Origin of the sequence: Paraburkholderia elongata, from assembly GCF_013177735.1 — a bacterium.
Lineage (GTDB): Bacteria > Pseudomonadota > Gammaproteobacteria > Burkholderiales > Burkholderiaceae > Paraburkholderia > Paraburkholderia elongata.
In genome coordinates this window covers 16,170-33,012 of the sequence record NZ_WOEZ01000126.1, presented here as the reverse complement: position 1 = coordinate 33,012, position 16,843 = coordinate 16,170, and the positions used below count along the sequence as shown (strand labels likewise).

12 protein-coding genes are annotated in these 16,843 nt (G+C 62.9%); 7 read left to right on the top strand and 5 right to left on the bottom strand.

Going from position 1 to position 16,843, the window contains the following annotated elements; genetic code table 11:
* Positions 1–180 precede the first annotated feature (180 nt).
* The 6 genes from GNZ13_RS23570 to GNZ13_RS23545 all read left to right on the top strand — a co-directional run bounded on the left by GNZ13_RS23570 (position 181) and on the right by GNZ13_RS23545 (position 8,010).
* Positions 181–870 (top strand): VOC family protein, encoded by a 690-nt coding sequence (locus tag GNZ13_RS23570; protein WP_172168555.1) that lies wholly within the window; start codon positions 181–183, stop codon positions 868–870.
* A 75-nt stretch (positions 871–945) separates the two neighbouring features.
* On the top strand, positions 946–2,142 hold the full coding sequence (locus tag GNZ13_RS23565; RefSeq protein ID WP_172168553.1) for an aminotransferase-like domain-containing protein: 1,197 nt from the start codon (positions 946–948) through the stop codon (positions 2,140–2,142).
* 56 nt (positions 2,143–2,198) lie between these two features.
* A complete protein-coding gene (locus GNZ13_RS23560; RefSeq protein WP_172168551.1) occupies positions 2,199–2,663 on the top strand; it encodes a RidA family protein in 465 nt (154 codons plus the stop codon).
* 181 nt (positions 2,664–2,844) lie between these two features.
* Positions 2,845–3,753, top strand: a complete 909-nt coding sequence (locus tag GNZ13_RS23555; RefSeq protein WP_172168549.1) for a PhzF family phenazine biosynthesis protein — start codon at positions 2,845–2,847, stop codon at positions 3,751–3,753.
* Between the two features lie 469 nt (positions 3,754–4,222).
* Positions 4,223–6,577 (top strand): bifunctional diguanylate cyclase/phosphodiesterase, encoded by a 2,355-nt coding sequence (locus GNZ13_RS23550; protein WP_172168547.1) that lies wholly within the window; start codon positions 4,223–4,225, stop codon positions 6,575–6,577.
* Positions 6,578–6,801: 224 nt separating this feature from the next.
* Positions 6,802–8,010, top strand: a complete 1,209-nt coding sequence (locus GNZ13_RS23545; protein ID WP_172168545.1) for a chromate transporter — start codon at positions 6,802–6,804, stop codon at positions 8,008–8,010.
* A gap of 32 nt (positions 8,011–8,042) precedes the next feature.
* Here GNZ13_RS23545 and GNZ13_RS23540 read toward each other — a convergent pair whose 3' ends face one another.
* The 5 genes from GNZ13_RS23540 to GNZ13_RS23520 all read right to left on the bottom strand — a co-directional run bounded on the left by GNZ13_RS23540 (position 8,043) and on the right by GNZ13_RS23520 (position 16,120).
* Positions 8,043–8,501, bottom strand: coding sequence for a CopD family protein (locus GNZ13_RS23540; protein ID WP_169486642.1), 459 nt, complete (start codon positions 8,499–8,501; stop codon positions 8,043–8,045).
* Positions 8,502–8,790: 289 nt separating this feature from the next.
* Positions 8,791–11,115, bottom strand: coding sequence for a DNA topoisomerase IV subunit A (parC, locus tag GNZ13_RS23535; RefSeq protein WP_172168543.1), 2,325 nt, complete (start codon positions 11,113–11,115; stop codon positions 8,791–8,793).
* A gap of 64 nt (positions 11,116–11,179) precedes the next feature.
* Positions 11,180–13,165, bottom strand: a complete 1,986-nt coding sequence (locus GNZ13_RS23530) for a DNA topoisomerase IV subunit B (protein WP_172168541.1) — start codon at positions 13,163–13,165, stop codon at positions 11,180–11,182.
* A 448-nt stretch (positions 13,166–13,613) separates the two neighbouring features.
* The gene (locus GNZ13_RS23525; RefSeq protein ID WP_172168539.1) at positions 13,614–15,545 is read right to left on the bottom strand and encodes an ATP-binding cassette domain-containing protein; all 1,932 of its coding nucleotides are present in this window, start codon (positions 15,543–15,545) and stop codon (positions 13,614–13,616) included.
* A gap of 173 nt (positions 15,546–15,718) precedes the next feature.
* Positions 15,719–16,120, bottom strand: coding sequence for a DUF4399 domain-containing protein (locus GNZ13_RS23520; protein ID WP_172168537.1), 402 nt, complete (start codon positions 16,118–16,120; stop codon positions 15,719–15,721).
* A gap of 327 nt (positions 16,121–16,447) precedes the next feature.
* Here GNZ13_RS23520 and GNZ13_RS23515 point away from each other — a divergent pair, with 327 nt between their 5' ends.
* Entirely contained in the window at positions 16,448–16,639 is a 192-nt protein-coding gene (locus GNZ13_RS23515) for a rubredoxin (protein WP_172168535.1), read from the top strand.
* Positions 16,640–16,843 lie beyond the last annotated feature (204 nt).

Genomic DNA, 16,843 nt, shown 5'->3' with positions numbered 1-16,843 from the left:
GATGATGAAGCGGCTCGGGCGGCATGCACTGCACACGAGCGACATCGGGAAAGACCCGCCCAAACGCCATCCGCCTGGCCCGCCGACCCGGCAAACGGTTATGCTTACGACCCCGGCCACGCTGCTGCCGCATCCGGCACGCGTTCCGGCTTACCGCAGAAACCGTTTTCCTGATCCGCCATGACCGCCCATTCGCTCCGTCTCGATCACCTCGTGATTTCCGCCCGTACCCTCGACGAGGGCACGCAGTACGTCGCCGACACGCTCGGCGTCGCACCGGCCGGCGGGGGCGCGCATCCACTGATGCGCACGCACAATCGCCTGCTGAACCTGTGGGGCGGCGTGTATCTGGAGGTGATCGCGGTCGACCCGCAAGCCGCAGAACCCGCGGAGGGTGCCGCGCCCCGCGCCCGCCTGTTCGCCCTCGACGACCCGGCGACGCAAGCGCGGCTCGAAAAAGGGCCGTACCTGTCGCACTGGGTTGCCCGAGTTGACCGCCCGAAGCGGCTCACCGCGTGGCAGGCGCAGTATCCGCAGCGCATTGCACCGATCGTGCCGATGACGCGTGGCGATTTCAGCTGGGGTCTGACGGTGCCCGACGACGGCGCGTTCCCCGCGTGGGAAGGCGCCGGCGACGGCGTACTGCCGTCGCTGATCCAGTGGGACACGCTGCGGCATCCGTCGGCGGCCTTGCCGGAAACGGGCATCGCACTGAAAGCTTTGAAAGCCGCACACCCGCAAGCCGACATCATTGCGGCGCAATTGCACTGGCTGGGCGCGACGCACCTGATCGCACTCGAGCCCACGGAAGGCGCAGTGGCGCTCGTCGCCGAGTTTGAAACACCCGAGGGTCTACGGACCCTTAAATAAGCAGCGCGCGCGGGTCACAAACTCGCGCGATAATTGAAATTTTGACCGCTTCCAGAGATACCAGCAGAGGAGACCATGGACCAAAGCGACTTGAAAGCCCCCACGTGGCAACTGTCCGAACGCGCACGCAAGCTCACGAGCTCGGCGATCCGCGAGATCCTGAAGGTTACGGAACGGCCCGAAGTCATTTCGTTCGCGGGCGGCCTGCCCTCGCCGGCGACCTTCCCGGCCGAACGTATGCGCGAAGCATCCGACCGCATTCTGCGCGACGCGCCCGCCGCGGCTTTGCAATACAGCGCCACCGAAGGCTATCTGCCGCTGCGTGAATGGGTCGCGCAACGCTATTCGGTGAACGGTGCGCAGATTCGCCCTTCGCAGGTACTGATCACGACCGGCTCGCAACAAGCGCTCGACCTGCTCGGCAAAGTGCTGGTGTGCCCGGACAGCCCCGTGCTGGTCGAAACGCCGACTTACCTCGGCGCGCTGCAATCGTTCTCGATGTACGAACCGCGCTACGTGCAGGTGCCGACCGACGAGCAAGGCCTGATTCCCGAAGCGCTTACGCCCGAACTGACGGCCGGCGCGCGCCTCTTGTACGCGCAACCGAACTTCCAGAATCCGACCGGCCGCCGCCTGCCGGTCGAGCGTCGCCGCGCATTGGCCGCGTTTGCGAAGACCGCGCCGTTCCCGGTGATCGAAGACGATCCCTACGGCGCGCTCGACTACGCCGGCGAACCGCTGCCCACCATGCTGTCGATGGCGCCGGATCACATCGTCCATCTCGGCTCGTTCTCGAAAGTGCTGGCGCCGGGCCTGCGGGTCGGCTACATCATTGCGCCCGAAGAGTTGATCTTCAAGCTCGTGCAGGCCAAGCAAGCCACCGACCTGCACACGCCGAGCTTCACGCAACGCATCGTGTACGAAGTGATCAAGGACGGCTTCCTCGACACGCACGTGCCGACCATTCGCGAGCTGTACCGCGATCAATGCGCGGCGATGCTCGCTTCGCTCGAACGCTACATGCCTGAAGGCGTAAGCTGGAATCGTCCGGAAGGCGGCATGTTCGTGTGGGTGAATCTGCCCGCACAGATTGACAGCATGAAGCTGCTGGAAGAAGCCGTCGCGCAGAACGTGGCGTTCGTGCCGGGCGGTCCGTTCTTCGCGAGTGAAGCCCAGCACAACACGCTGCGCCTGTCGTTCGTCACGGTGCCGCCGGCCAAGATCGACGAAGGCGTGTCGCGTCTCGCGGCGCTGATCCGCGCGAAGGTCTAAGCGACCCCGGCCGCCCCGCCGGGTTACCGAATTTCACTACTGACCAAGGATGCACCATGGCTCAAACGAATGTGTACGACAAGCTTAAGGAACTGGGCATCGAACTGCCGAGCGCAGGTGCTCCGGCAGCCGCCTATGTGATGAGCGCGCAAAGCGGCAACACGGTGTACCTGTCCGGTCACATTGCCAAGAAGGACGGCAAGGTGTGGGCCGGCAAGCTCGGCGCCACGCTCACCACCGAAGAAGGCAAGGCCGCCGCACGCTCGATCGCGATCGACCTGCTCGCCACGCTGCACGCGCATGTGGGCGATCTGAATCGCGTCACGCGCATCGTCAAGCTGATGAGCCTCGTCAACTCGACGCTCGAGTTCACAGAGCAGCATCTGGTGACCAACGGCGCGTCCGAACTGGTCGCGGATGTGTTCGGCGAGCGCGGCAAGCATGCGCGCTCGGCGTTCGGCGTGGCGCAGATTCCGCTCGGCGCATGCGTCGAAATCGAAATGATCGCCGAAGTCGAATAACAAACTTGAACAGAACTTGCTGCCGGTTCGCCCGGCCGGTCGTTCTGAACATACTGAACGCGTCGCAAGGTGTCTGTCGCCTGCGGCGCGTTTTGCCTTTGTGGCAAGGTAGATCGTTCCTTTGTCACCAGGTAGAATCCCCGAACCCTATCAATCTGCTGGATTCGCCGGATCGCGCCCGATGCCCGCCAACACCGTTCGTTTCAAACAGGTCGACGTGTTCACGTCGGTGCCGTTCAAAGGCAATCCGCTTGCAGTCGTGTTCGACGCCGACGCGCTCGATGCGGATCAGATGCAGGCGATCGCGCACTGGACCAATCTGTCCGAAACCACCTTCCTGCTGAAGCCGACCGACCCGGACGCCGACTATCGCGTGCGTATCTTCACGACGCATGGCGAATTGCCGTTCGCCGGTCATCCGACACTCGGCACCGCGCATGCGTTGCTCGAGAGTGGATATCGACCGAAGCAGGCCGACAAGCTGGTACAGCAATGCGGCCTGGGTCTCGTCGAATTGCAAGCGCTGACTGAATCTGAATCGACCGGCAAGGCGCAAGGCGGATGGGCTTTCGCCGCGCCGCCCGCGCGCGTCACGCCGCTTCCCCAAGATCAGTACGCGGCACTGACTACGGCTTTGCGTAGCGACGCGATCGATTTCAGCGCAACGCCCTGCGCGGTCGACAATGGTGCGCCATGGCTCGTGGTGCGCGTCAATTCAGCGCTCGACTGCCTCGCGCTCGAACCCGACGCCGCTGCGCTCGCCGATATCGTGCATGCGATGAACACCCATGGTCTCGCCGTCTACGGACCGCACGGCGCTGACGGTCCGGCCACCTTCGAGGTGCGCTGCCTGATGGCAGGCGGCCGTTTCGGTGTCGGCGAAGATCCGGTCACGGGTAGCGCGAACGCCGCGCTCGCGGGCCTCCTGAGTGCCCAGCAGTTGCGCCCGGGCTCACACTACACGGCACGCCAGGGCACCGTACTGGGTCGCGCCGGCAACGTTTCGGTGCACTACGACGACGCAGCTGGCAAGACGTGGATCGGTGGGCCGTCGGTGACGATCGTCGACGGCACGTTCCGGTTACCATGAACGGCGCGGTTCCCGATTACAGGCTAGCGACCGCCGGCCTGCCGCTGAACGCCGCCCGTGTCTCGCCGCTTCCGGCCACGCTTGACCACAAAACGCCGCACGGTTTGCACAACTAATGCGTCATGCATGATCAGAGGCCTGGCACACCTGAATTCCGGACCCCGATGAAATATTCGAAAACGACTGCCAGGCTGCAGCCCCAAGGCTGGCCGCGCCGGCTGCGAATTCAGCCGGCCGGAACGGTCTGTGGCGCCCGCGTATACCCGATGCGCGGACCCTTCCTTAATCCAGTGGCATTAAGTAATATCGAGACGTACCCGATGACCTGCGGATGGTCAGGCACGACGCCACGCTCCGTTCCACTGCGCAGCAGTCCCGGCACCTTGGTCACCATGCAGCCACCTATGAAATTAGCGCAGTCGACGCTCGCGCAGTTGCAATTGGCCTGCACCAGGGAACGGGCAGCCCGATGAGCCAGCCCCGCTTCTCCGACCAGCGCGAAGCCAAACCCCGTCGCGATCCTGTCGTGTCGCGCCGCCGTGCCTTGCTCGCCATTCCCGCGCTCGGCGTGCTGGTGCTGATCCTGCTTTGGACGGTGATCTTCGCGCGCCTGTCGGTTGAGAAAGAAGCCACGAATCGTGAAGCGATGGCCTCCGCTGCGATTCTCTCCGCGGCACTGGAGCAGCACACGGTCAAAGCGATTCACCAGGTCGACCAGATCACCCGCTTCGTCAAATACGAGTTCGAGAAAACGCCGAATCATTTCGATCTGGCCAGCACGGTTGAAAAAGGCGTGGTGCAAAGCGAGACGCTGGTGCAGGTGTCGCTGATCGACGAGCACGGCACGCTGATCGCCAACACGGCCGAACTCAATCCCAAGCACATCGACCTGTCGGACCGCGAACACTTCAAGGTCCACGAACACGAAAACGACGACCAGTTGTATATCAGCAAGCCGGTGCTCGGCCGCGTATCCCGCCACTGGACCTTGCAGATGACGCGGCGTCTGAATCATCCCGACGGCTCGTTCGCAGGGGTCGTGGTGGTCTCCGAAGATCCAAGCTATTTCACCAGCGACTTCTACAACAACGCGGCCATTGGCCGCGAAGGCGTGATCGCGGTGATCTCGGACAACGGCACGGTGTTGGCGCGCCGCACGGGCAGCGCCGTAAGCGCCAATGGCGCATTCTCGGCGAGCGGCTTGTATCCGACCTCGGAGCACGTGTCGGGCACCTACGTCGATTCGATCGACAACGTCACGCGCATCGTCTCGTACCGGCATATCGACGGCTATCCGCTCGGCGTGCTGGTAGGTCTGTCGCAAGCCGAAGAATTCGCCGACTACAACCACACGCGCAACGTCTATCTGATGATGGCGGGCTTCATCTCACTCGCGATGTTGAGCTTCTTCGCGGTGGCCACCGGATTGATCGGCAAGCTGCTCGGGCGCGAGCGCGAGATGACGCATCTGGTCGAGTACGATCTGCTGACCGGTTTGCGCAATCGCTATGCGACGCTGCAAACTTTACGGCACGACGTGGCACAGCCCGCCAATCTCGGGCGCCTCGCGATTCTCTTCATCGACCTCGACAACTTCAAGACTGTCAACGACACGCTGGGCCACAACGCCGGCGACATCGTGTTGCAAATGACGGCCTCGCGCCTCGCCACCGCGGTTGGTGACGGCGGCGCGTTGAGCCGCATCGGCGGCGACGAGTTCGTCGTGGTGATCAAGGGCGACGACGTCGAGAAGCGCGCTGTGACACTTGCCGAAGCGGCGGCCGAAGCGTTCTCCAAGCCCTTCGAAGTGCGCGGCAGTTCGTTCGTATTGCATGCGAGCATCGGCATCGCGCTCTACTCGGTCGCCAACGAGAGCGAAATCGACCTGCTGAAAAAAGCCGACCTCGCGATGTACAGCGCGAAGGACGCGGGCAAGAACTGCTACCAGTTCTATTCGCCGCAGTTGTCGCACCGCGCGGACCATTTGATGAAGTGGGAACAGCAGCTGCGCGTCGCGCTCGCCGAAGGCCAGCTGTTTCTCACCTATCAGCCGAAGATCGATCTGACGCGCCGCTGCATCACCGGTTTTGAAGCGCTGGTGCGCTGGAACCATCCGCAACACGGCTTGATTCCGGCCAACGAATTCATTCCGGTCGCCGAATCGACCGGCCTGATCGTGCCGATCGGCGACTTCGTAATCGAAACCGCCTGCCGCCAACTGGCGTTGTGGCAGCAACAGGGCTACGACACGCTGTCGCTCGCGGTGAACATCTCCGCAGTGCAGTTCTGGCGCGGCGATCTGTACGAAACCATCTCGCACGCAATCGAGGAAAGCGGCATCTCCGCGCGCCGCCTCGAACTCGAAATCACCGAGACGGCGATGATGGAATACCCCGAACTCGTCTCGGAGAAGATCTTCGCGTTGAAGCGCCTCGGCGTGCGCATCGCGCTCGACGACTTCGGCACAGGCTATTCGTCGCTCTCCTACCTGAACCGCTTCTCGGTCGACACGCTGAAGGTGGACCGTTCGTTCGTCCAGGCGATTCCCGGCGACCGCAGCGTATGCGTCATGGTCACCGCGATCGTCAACCTGGCGCGTTCGCTCGGGCTCACGGTGGTGGTCGAAGGCACCGAGACCGAAGAGCAGATTGCGTGGCTCGCCGCGCTCGGCCATATCGAAGCGCAGGGCTTCCTGTTCTCGCGTCCGGTACCGGTCGACGCGATTCCTGCGCTGCTCGAACGCTTCGGCGTATGCGGCATGAAGGGTCACCGCACCGCGCATGAAACCGACAGCACCAACAGCGTGTCCAGCACCAATAGCTGAGTGTGCGGTCCGGCAGTGGCGCGCTTGTCACGCACAAGCGCTCCCCATTCAGCCTATAAGCGTGTAAGCAGCGCCCCCGCGCTTATCCAACCGCGGCATCGCAAAACCAGCTACATTCACGCTGTACCGCGTTACAGCGCGATGTCGGCCGCAGGCCGCGCCAAACCACACACAACGATGATCCAAAAGGGGCGGGCCGCCCGCGTGCCGGGGCCCGCGGCGCCATGCAGACGATCACGACCCAGGATGCCGCCAGGCGAGGAAAACGAGAACCGCTATGGACACTGTTCCGGGTCGTGTTTGGCCTGTCGGCGCTGTCGTGGGGCGGCCTCGCGCTGATGGCGCAACTTGAAAATCACTACGTGGAACGCGAGGGACGACTCTCGCGCGTCGCTTTTTCCGATCTGATCGCGCTTGCCTGGATGGTGCCCGGACCGGTGGGCTGCAATGTCGCCGTGCAACTCGGGCATGCGCTGCGTGGACGCGCCGGCGCCTGGGTGGCGGGCATCGCGAGCGTGCTGCCCTTTTTCATGTTGATGACGCTGTTCGCGACCTTCTATCGCACGCCGCTCGTGCGCGCCGCTGCCTCTCAAACTTTGCTCAATCATTTCAGCGTGGTGCTGGCCACGCTGATTGCGATCACGTGGTACAAACAGACGCGCGCGCTGGTGCGCGGCAAGCTCGAATGGATCGCCGCGGTGCTCGGGTGTGTGGCGCTCTTCTATGCGCGCAGTCCCGCGGCCTACGTGGTGATGCTCAGCGCGGCTTTCGGCGTCGGCTGGCTGGTCAGCCCGGTCCGCAATACGCGCATCGTCGTGTCGATCGGTCGCAGCGACTGGCACATGCTGGCTGGATTGTGCGTGTTGCTGGCGATATTCGCACTGCCGTTGCCACATCGCTATGAACTGGCGCTGCTATGGCCGCGGCTGGCCGGTGCGGGTATGACGTTGTTCGGTGGCGGATTCTCGGCGTTGCCGGTCCTCAAGACACTGTTCGTCACGCCGGCGATCGGTGTATCGGATAACGACTTCACCTTGGCGTTTTCGCTATCCCCGTTGTCGCCCGGACCACTGTTGAACGTGGTGCCGTTCTTCGGCTATCTGGTGGATGGTTGGGTGGGCGCGCTGATTGCTACGCTCGCGCTTTTTGTTCCGTCGGGCTGCCTGGTAGTGCTGGCGCAGCGGCATCTGCATCAGTTGAAGGCCAATCCGCGTTTCGAGCACGGCATGCGGATCTTGCGCGCGGTCACTACCGCGTTTCTGGCGGTGGCCGTACTGCGCATCGCGGGGCATGTGCCGTTCAAACCGGTGTATCTGGTGACGGCGCTGTTCTCCGCCATGTGCTTCGCGAAGCTCAAGGTGCCGGTGTATGTGGTGTACGGGACCGTGGCGGTCGTGTGTGGACTGTGGCTTGCTTACGGCGCCATACCGTAGGCAAAGCCACGCCCAAGATTCAAACGGCGATTTCAGAACCCGCGTGAGAGGACAGCCACACCGATCGTCACTACGCCCAGCACGATATTCACCAGTACCAGACGCCGGATCGTGCCGACCGCCTGCGCGCCGTCCGGCCACTTCTGCGCCTGCACCGCACGGCGAATGCGCGGGAACACGGCGAAGCGGATGTGCCCGAAGATCAGCATCATCACGATGCCGAGGCCGGCCATGGCATGCAACGGCCACGTAGCGTGACCGCCGCCGAATTGCATCAGCAGAAAACCACCGGTGAGGAGAATCACGAGCACGGCCGCGGCGACCCAGTTGAAGAAGCGGCCGAACACCGATTCCCACAAAGGCAAGCGCAGTTGCGGCGAAAGATCCGCAATGGCCGGGCGCAGACAGAAATGCGCGAACACCATCCCACCTACCCACACCGCGACCGCGAGCAGATGCAAAAAGAGCGCGAGTTCGATAGCTTTGTTCATGTTGTTTTCCTCTCCCGACGACGCCACACCGCTTATGACGAGTGATATTAGTAGCGGTTATTGAGCGCGTTCGACCGCGCGCTATGCGTGCAGTTCCGTGCGCTGGCAGCGTCTTAACATTCTTTGTAGTTGTTATTGCAACGCGCCCGATACCGCGACGGCGTTACACCCCGGACTTTTGCTACGCGCAGCGTGCGCTTCAAAGCGCGCGATGTTGCTGCTTGCGCTTCGAAGCACACGCCGCGTTCATGCCTGGCCCCACTCTACTTCTATCTACTTCTATTTACTATTACGCCGCGAGCACCGGACGCATACCTTCGAGCTTCATCTTGCTCTCAGGCGCACGCCCCTTGCGCGCCCGCTTGCCGATATGCGGCGCGAGTGTGGCGCCGCTCAGCTTCTCTTCGTCGACACGGCCACCGCGACGCGTGCCGATCAACATCACGCCCGCTTTGTTGATGGACAGCGCCTGCAGCAGCGTTTCGTTGTCGTCGAGCGCCATCAGCGTGACGCCGCGTCCGCCGCCCGAGAGCGTCTTCATCTCGTCGAGGCCGAACACCAGCAGGCGCCCACCTGACGACAGACACGCGATGTGCGTCGCATCCGGCAGCATCGGCATCGGCGCGAGCGGTGTGGCACCCGCGTCGATCGTCATGAACGACTTGCCGGCCTTCACGCGGCTCACCATGTCGCCGACCTTGGCAACAAAGCCGAAGCCGTTGCTCGATGCGAGCAGCAATGCCTGATCCGCAGAAGCTGCGTAGTAATGCATCAGGTGGCTGCCCGATTCGAGTTCGATCAGCGACGTGACCGGCACGCCATCACCCCGCCCGCCCGGCAGCATCGCAACCGCCACCGAATAGACACGGCCATTGCTGCCCCACGCGACCAGCGTATCCGGTGTGCGGCACTGGAACGCTGCGTAGAGCCCGTCGCCGGCCTTGAACGTGAAGCCGGCCACATCCAGGCCGTGGCCCTTCAGCGCGCGTACCCAGCCCTTCTGCGACACCACCACCGTCACCGGCTCGTCGACCACGCGTGCTTCGAACGTGGCGCGCTTTTCCTGCTGGATCAGCGTGCGGCGTTCGTCGCCGTATTGCTTCGCGTCGCCTTCGATTTCCTTGATGAGCAGACGCTTCATCGCCGATTCGCTGCCGAGCAGTTCTTCGAGCTTGGCCTTCTCGTCGCGCAGTTCGGACAGTTCCTTCTCGATCTTGATCTTCTCGAGCCGCGCCAACTGACGCAAGCGGATTTCGAGAATGTCTTCGGTCTGGCGGTCCGACAAACCAAACGCGGCCATCAGCGCGACCTTTGGTTCGTCTGATTCGCGGATGATGCGGATGACTTCGTCAATATTCAAAAAGACGATCATCCGGCCTTCGAGGATGTGAATCCGGTCGTCGACCTTTTGCAAACGGTGGCGCGCGCGGCGCGTAACCGTCGCGAAGCGGAACGCGATCCACTCGTGGATGATTTCGCTCAAGCCCTTCTGACGCGGCCGGCCATCGCCGCCCACCATCACCATGTTGAGCGACGCGTTCGATTCGAGGCTCGTATGGGCGAGCAGCGAATTGACGAACTCGGTTTGATCGATGCGGCTCGACTTCGGCTCGAACACGAGGCGCACCGGCGCGTCCCTGCCCGACTCGTCGCGCACGGCGTCGAGCAGCGCGAGCATGGTCTGCTTGGTCTGCAACTGTTCAGGCGTGAGCGCTTTCTTGCCGAGCTTGATCTTCGGGTTGGTCTGCTCTTCGATTTCTTCGAGCACCTTCTGCGCGGCCGTGTTCGGCGGCAGTTCGGTGATCACGAGTTGCCACTGGCCGCGCGCGAGCTCTTCGATCTTCCAGCGAGCACGTACCTTCAGACTGCCGCGACCGCTTTCGTACGCGGCGGAAATCTCGGCGTCGCTCGAAATGATCTGGCCGCCACCCGGGAAGTCCGGCCCCGCGATGTGTTGCATCAACTCGGCGTGCTCGATCTTCGGATGACGGATCATCGCGACCGCCGCAGCCGCCACTTCGCGCAGATTGTGCGACGGGATTTCCGTGGCCAGCCCCACTGCAATGCCGGATGCCCCGTTCAGCAACACGAACGGCAAGCGCGCGGGCAACAGCTTCGGCTCTTCAAACTCGCCGTCGTAGTTCTTCATGAAGTCGACCGTGCCCTGGTCGATCTCATCGAGCAGGAGCTTCGCGATCGGCGTCAGGCGCGCTTCGGTGTACCGCATCGCCGCTGCGCCGTCGCCGTCGCGCGAACCGAAGTTGCCCTGGCCGTCGATCAGCGGATAGCGCATCGAAAAATCTTGTGCGAGACGCACCAGCGCGTCGTACGCCGACTGGTCGCCGTGCGGGTGGTACTTACCCAGCACGTCGCCGACCACGCGCGCCGACTTGACGGGCTTGGCGTTGTCTCCGAGCCCCATGTCGTTCATGGCGTACAGGATGCGGCGCTGGACCGGCTTCTGGCCGTCGCATACATCCGGCAGCGCGCGGCCCTTGACCACGCTCACCGCATAGTCGAGGTACTGGCGTTCCGCATAGTTGCCGAGCGTGAGAAAGTCGCCTTCCGGGGGCGGCGGCTCGGTGAAAAGGTCGAGAGTGTTATCGTCGTCCATCTAGATTCCGTATCCGTGTTTGGCGTGAAGTTTTCGTGCGAACCGTGAGCGCTTTAAAAGACGCTCAGATATCCGCTTCCACTTCGTTGCCCTTTTCTTCCAGCCAGCTGCGCCGCGACGCCGCTTCGCCCTTGCCCATCAGCATCGTCATGCGCGCCACCGTGGCGTCATAGTCGAGTTCGCCGAGCGCCACCGGCGTCAGGCGCCGCGTGTCGGGGTTCATCGTCGTGTCCCACAACTGCTCCGCGCTCATTTCACCCAAGCCTTTGAAGCGGCTGATGGACCATTGCGTGTCGCGTACGCCGTCTTTACGCAGCTTGTCGAGGATCGCTTCCAGCTCGCCTTCGTCGAGCGCGTAGAGCTTCTGCGCCGGCTTCTTGCCGCGCGCGGGCGCATCGACCCGGAACAGCGGCGGACGCGCCACGCACACATGCCCGCGTTCGATCAGCTGCGGGAAATGCTTGAAGAACAGCGTGAGCAGCAACACCTGGATGTGCGAGCCGTCGACGTCAGCGTCCGACAGAATGCAAATCTTGCCGTAGCGCAGATTCGACAGATCGACCTTGTCGTCCGGGCTATGCGGGTCGACGCCGATCGCCACCGAAATGTCGTGCACTTCGTTGTTGGCGAACAGGCGGTCGCGCTCGGTTTCCCATGTGTTCAGCACCTTGCCGCGCAGCGGCAGGATGGCCTGGTATTCCTTGTCGCGGCCCATCTTCGCCGAGCCGCCCGCCGAATCGCCCTCCACGAGGAACAGTTCGTTGCGGCCGATTTCCGTCGATTCGCAATCGGTCAGCTTGCCCGGCAGCACGGCCACGCCCGAACTCTTGCGCTTCTCGACCTTCTGGCCTGCACGGGTGCGCGCCTGCGCCTGCTTGATGACGAGGTCGGCGAGCTTCTTGCCGTGCTCGACGTGCTGATTCAGCCACAACTCCAAAGCCGGCCGCGAAAACGACGACACCAGCTTCACCGCATCACGGCTATTCAGGCGCTCCTTGATCTGCCCTTGGAATTGCGGATCAAGCACCTTCGCCGACAACACGAACGACACGCGCGCGAACACGTCTTCCGCCAGCAGCTTCACGCCCTTCGGCTGCAGGTTGTGCAACTCGACAAAGCTCTTCACCGCCTGAAACAGACCGTCACGCAAACCGGATTCGTGTGTGCCGCCCGCAGGCGTCGGAATCAGGTTGACGTACGACTCGCGCATCAGCGTGCCTTCTTCACTCCACGCGACGACCCATGCGGCGCCTTCGCCTTCAGCAAATGTCTCTTCGCTGGTGCGTGAATTTTCGACATAGCGCTCGCCTTCGAACAGCGGAATCAGCAGATCGCTGCCGTTCATGCCTTCGAGCAGGTAACCGCGCAAACCGTCTTCGTATTTCCAGGTTTGCTGCTCGCCGGTTTTCTCGTTGATCAGCGTGACTTCGACGCCCGGCAACAGCACCGCTTTCGAGCGCAGCAGACGTTGCAGTTCGCCGAGCGGCAGGTTCGGCGAATCGAAATATTTCGGATTGGCCCACGCGGTGACGCGCGTGCCGGACTTCTTGTCGGCCTTTGTTGCAGCCCGCACTTCGAGTTGCTTGGCGACGTCGCCATTGGCAAAGCTCAACTCGGCGACTTTGCCATCGCGCCACACGGTGACGTCGAGGCGCGTGGACAGCGCGTTGGTGACCGACACGCCGACGCCGTGCAGGCCGCCCGAGAACGTGTAGGCGCCGCCGGCGGCTTTATCGAACTTGCCGCCCGCGTGCAGGCGCGTGAAAACGATTTCGACAACCGGCACGCCCTCTTCCGGATGCAGGCCGAACGGAATACCACGGCCGTCGTCTTCGACCGAGACCGAATGGTCCGCGTGCAGCGTGACCGTGATTTGCCGGCCGTGGCCGCCGAGGGCCTCGTCCGACGCGTTGTCGATAACTTCCTGAATGATGTGCAGCGGATTTTCGGTGCGGGTGTACATCCCGGGCCGTTGCTTGACCGGCTCCAGGCCCTTCAACACCTTGATCGACGCTTCGCTATACGCGGCGTTTGGCTTTTTCGTAGACATGGTTGACTCGGGTGCGTCGGTTCATCGTTGTCCACAGGTCCTGTGGACAGGTCCGTGGACAATGCGTTGAGTTTTCAAAAAAAGCGAAACGAAACAACGGGGTTAGGTGGGGTGCCCGCAGTGCGGGCAAGCTGTTTTATCGCCTGGCTTCCCGTAGGCGCGCTCGACGGCGGCTCGATGCCGGTTCTACAGCCCAGCAACGGCCAGCCGGTGCGAACGCCGGGGAAGCCTGTTCGCGGGGTATTTTACTGATTTCGATACAGGCGGCAATTCACGACATGTGGGATTGGCCGTTTGGATAAGGGGCAGCGCACAGCTTCGGCCAATTATGCGACCGCGATGAGACAGCTACGGGACCGTGAAAAAACCGCGACGGGACCGCTGCGCAGCCGCGGCCTCGACCCAGGCATGAAATCGGCGCAAGCTCGGATCGCGCCGCCCCCGCGCATCACTTGCGCTTGTTTTCCAGCTCGTCCCAGCGTTCCAGCGCGATCAGCAGTTCCTCGTCGATCGCGGCGTACCGCTCGGTCAGACGCGTGCCTTCCTGCGCATCTTTCGCGAAGACCGATCCGTCTTCGAGTTGAGCGCCAATGGTTTTCTGCTCGGCTTCGAGTGCGGCAATTTTCGCCGGCAACGCCTCGAGTTCGCGCTGATCCTTGAACGACAGCTTGGCGGCGCGCTGCGTATTGCGGCCCGCGCCGCTTGCCCCGCTGTCCTTCGACGCCACTTCTTTAGCTGCTTCTTTCTGCGCTTCCTGCGCCATCTGCTGCGAGCGATCGCGCTGAATCTGCCAGTCGGTAAAGCCGCCGACGTACTCACGCCACTTGCCGCCGCCTTCCGAAGCGATCACCGAGGTCGCGACGTTGTCCAGAAACGCGCGATCGTGGCTGACCAGCAACACGGTGCCGTCGTATTCGGTAAGCAGTTCTTCGAGCAATTCGAGCGTCGGAATGTCGAGGTCGTTGGTCGGTTCGTCGAGCACCAGCACGTTGGCCGGCCGTGCGAACAGACGCGCCAGCAGCAGGCGGTTGCGCTCGCCGCCCGACAGCGACTTGACCGGCGACCGCGCGCGTTCCGGCGCGAACAGGAAGTCGCCCAGATAGCTCATCACGTGCTTCTTCTGACCGTTGACTTCGACCCACTCGCTACCCGGGCTGATCGTATCGGCAAGGCTCTTGTCCAGATCGAGCTGTGCGCGCATCTGGTCGAAGTACGCGACCTGCAAATTGGTGCCGATGCGCACCGTGCCTTCGTCCGGCGGCAACTCGCCGAGGATCATCTTCAGCAACGTGGTCTTGCCCGCACCGTTCGGACCGACAAAGCCGATCTTGTCGCCGCGCATCACCGTGGCCGTGAAGTTGTCGACCACCGTGCGCGAACCATAGCGCTTGGTGACGTCGGTCAGTTCGGCGACGATCTTGCCGGACTTCTCACCTTGGCCCACGTCGAGCTTGACGTTGCCCTGCACGTTACGGCGTTCGGCACGCTCGTTGCGCATCTCCACGAGCCGCGCAATCCGGCCGACGCTGCGCGTACGGCGCGCTTCCACGCCCTTGCGAATCCACACTTCTTCCTGTGCGAGCAGTTTGTCGAACTTGGCCGCTTCCACTTGCTCGACCTCAAGCTGCTGCGCCTTCCTAGTCTGGTAGGCGCTGAAATTGCCCGGATACGACAGCAGACGCCCGCGATCCAGTTCGACGATGCGCGTGGCGACACGGTCGAGAAACGCGCGATCGTGGGTGATGAAGAACAAACCCGCGCGCAGCGAGACCAGCAGTTCCTCGAGCCAGCGAATGCCGTCGAAATCGAGGTGGTTGGTCGGTTCGTCGAGCAGCAGCACGTCCGGCTGCACGACCAGCGCGCGCGCCAGCGCGACGCGCTTCTGCATCCCGCCCGACAGCGAACCGACCCGCGCCTCGCCATTCAGACCGATCTGCTGCAGCGTGGTGGCCACGCGCGTGCTCCAGTTCCAGGCGTCCGAATGGTCAAGTGCCGATTGCAGCGTGTTCATGCGCGACATCAGCGCGTCGTGCTCCGGGCCTTCCGGCTCGTCGGCGAGCTGATTGGCGACCGCGTCGTATTGATCCAGCAGCTCGCGGGCGTGGGTCAGGCCGGCAGCGACCGCTTCGAACACCGTGTCGTCCGTATCGAACTCAGGCTCCTGCGGCACATAGACCGACGTCAGACCCTGTTGGCGCGTGACGAGGCCATCGTCCGGCTTGGTCAGATCGGCAACGATTTTCAGCAGCGACGACTTGCCCGCGCCGTTACGGCCGATCAGCCCAACGCGCTCGCCCGCTTCGAGAGAGAAATCCGCGTGATCGAGCAACGCGACGTGACCGAACGCCAGTTGGGCCCCGGTAATGGTGTAAAGCGACATGGAGAATTGGAGAAGACAGCGATGAGTCGGAACTGCTCATTGTACCGGGCGCGCGGGCGGGTGCCTGTATGCCGGAAGAGACAGGCTGAATGGCCGGCTTGCAAAACGGATTCTGAGCGGCGAAACGCGGCCGGGCGGCGCTTGCACACGCCCGGTCCATTCGAGCGTGCAGATTACTTCACATGCACCGTGATGGTCTTGCTCATGTCCGGGCCATACGAACGATGCGCGCCGTCGCCGAATTGCAGCGTCAGCGTATGGTCGCCCGGCGGCAGCGTCAGATCGGTTTCGGTCTGGCCCTTGCCGAAGTGGAGCGATTTGTCGTTGGCGGGAATCACTTCGCCCTTGGGAAGCGGCTTGCCGTCGATCAGCAGATGATGATGGCCCGTGCCTTCCGTCATCGTGCCGGCCGGCGCGATCTTCATGCCGTCGACACCGAACACCACGTGCACCGGATTGCTGACGGTTGCGCCGTCCGCCGGCTGCACAAAAGACACCCCTGCGGCCTGCGCCGCGCCCGATACGGCGAGCAACCCGGCCAGCACCGTACCGGCCAACCATTTGTTTTTAAACATCGTTTTTCTCCTTTTTGGGAAACGAGAGTCATGCGCGGGCCATGCAGGCGCCGATTGCGGCTCCGGTTTTGCCTGAGTCCGATCGTCGCAACGCATGCCAGGCGCCCGCTGCGCCTGTCCAAAAGATGAACTGCGGATCAAAGCATACACGCTGTGTATGACGGGTCCGTCGCGCGGGCCCGGGCCCGTCTCAGGCGCTTTGCGGCGATGCCGCATGGGTAATTAGCGGCCCATTTGACAAATTCCGGTAATATTGCGGGTCGCCGCCGTGCCCAAAAAAGGGGCAGACTGGGCGGATCATTGCACTGAACCAAAGAAGAGTACGTCGTGAGCGAAGTAATTGAAGTGACTGAATATAAGAGCTGGGTCTGCCTGATTTGCGGCTGGATCTACAACGAAGAAGAAGGCCTTCCCGAAGAAGGTATCGCCCCGGGCACGCGCTTCACCGCGATTCCGGACGACTGGCGCTGCCCGCTGTGCGATGTAGGCAAAGCGGAGTTTGCGGTGGTGGAATTCTGAGTGAGCTCGATTGAACCGTGGTGCGCTGCTTGATGTAGTTTAGTGCGGTAGTGCGCCGGGCGGTTCGCGCGGCCCAGTGGGTGAAGCCTGCTGGGCCGTTTGCTTTGTGGGACGGGCTTTGCAGCCCTCCTCGCGGCTGAGCGTGTTTGATATACTCTGCGCTCGCTGGCGAATTTGGACTCGCCTGGTCCCTGCCGGGGGTTG

What these genes read in the sequence shown, in the direction of transcription:
- GNZ13_RS23565 (WP_172168553.1), top strand. Translation starts at nt 946, where the DNA reads ATGGACCAAAGCGACTTGAAAGCCCCCACGTGGCAACTGTCCGAACGC.
- GNZ13_RS23530 (WP_172168541.1), bottom strand. Translation starts at nt 13,165, where the DNA reads ATGTCTACGAAAAAGCCAAACGCCGCGTATAGCGAAGCGTCGATCAAG.
- GNZ13_RS23570 (WP_172168555.1), top strand. Translation starts at nt 181, where the DNA reads ATGACCGCCCATTCGCTCCGTCTCGATCACCTCGTGATTTCCGCCCGT.
- parC (WP_172168543.1), bottom strand. Translation starts at nt 11,115, where the DNA reads ATGGACGACGATAACACTCTCGACCTTTTCACCGAGCCGCCGCCCCCG.
- GNZ13_RS23555 (WP_172168549.1), top strand. Translation starts at nt 2,845, where the DNA reads ATGCCCGCCAACACCGTTCGTTTCAAACAGGTCGACGTGTTCACGTCG.
- GNZ13_RS23550 (WP_172168547.1), top strand. Translation starts at nt 4,223, where the DNA reads ATGAGCCAGCCCCGCTTCTCCGACCAGCGCGAAGCCAAACCCCGTCGC.
- GNZ13_RS23545 (WP_172168545.1), top strand. Translation starts at nt 6,802, where the DNA reads ATGCAGACGATCACGACCCAGGATGCCGCCAGGCGAGGAAAACGAGAA.
- GNZ13_RS23560 (WP_172168551.1), top strand. Translation starts at nt 2,199, where the DNA reads ATGGCTCAAACGAATGTGTACGACAAGCTTAAGGAACTGGGCATCGAA.
- GNZ13_RS23525 (WP_172168539.1), bottom strand. Translation starts at nt 15,545, where the DNA reads ATGTCGCTTTACACCATTACCGGGGCCCAACTGGCGTTCGGTCACGTC.
- GNZ13_RS23520 (WP_172168537.1), bottom strand. Translation starts at nt 16,120, where the DNA reads ATGTTTAAAAACAAATGGTTGGCCGGTACGGTGCTGGCCGGGTTGCTC.
- GNZ13_RS23540 (WP_169486642.1), bottom strand. Translation starts at nt 8,501, where the DNA reads ATGAACAAAGCTATCGAACTCGCGCTCTTTTTGCATCTGCTCGCGGTC.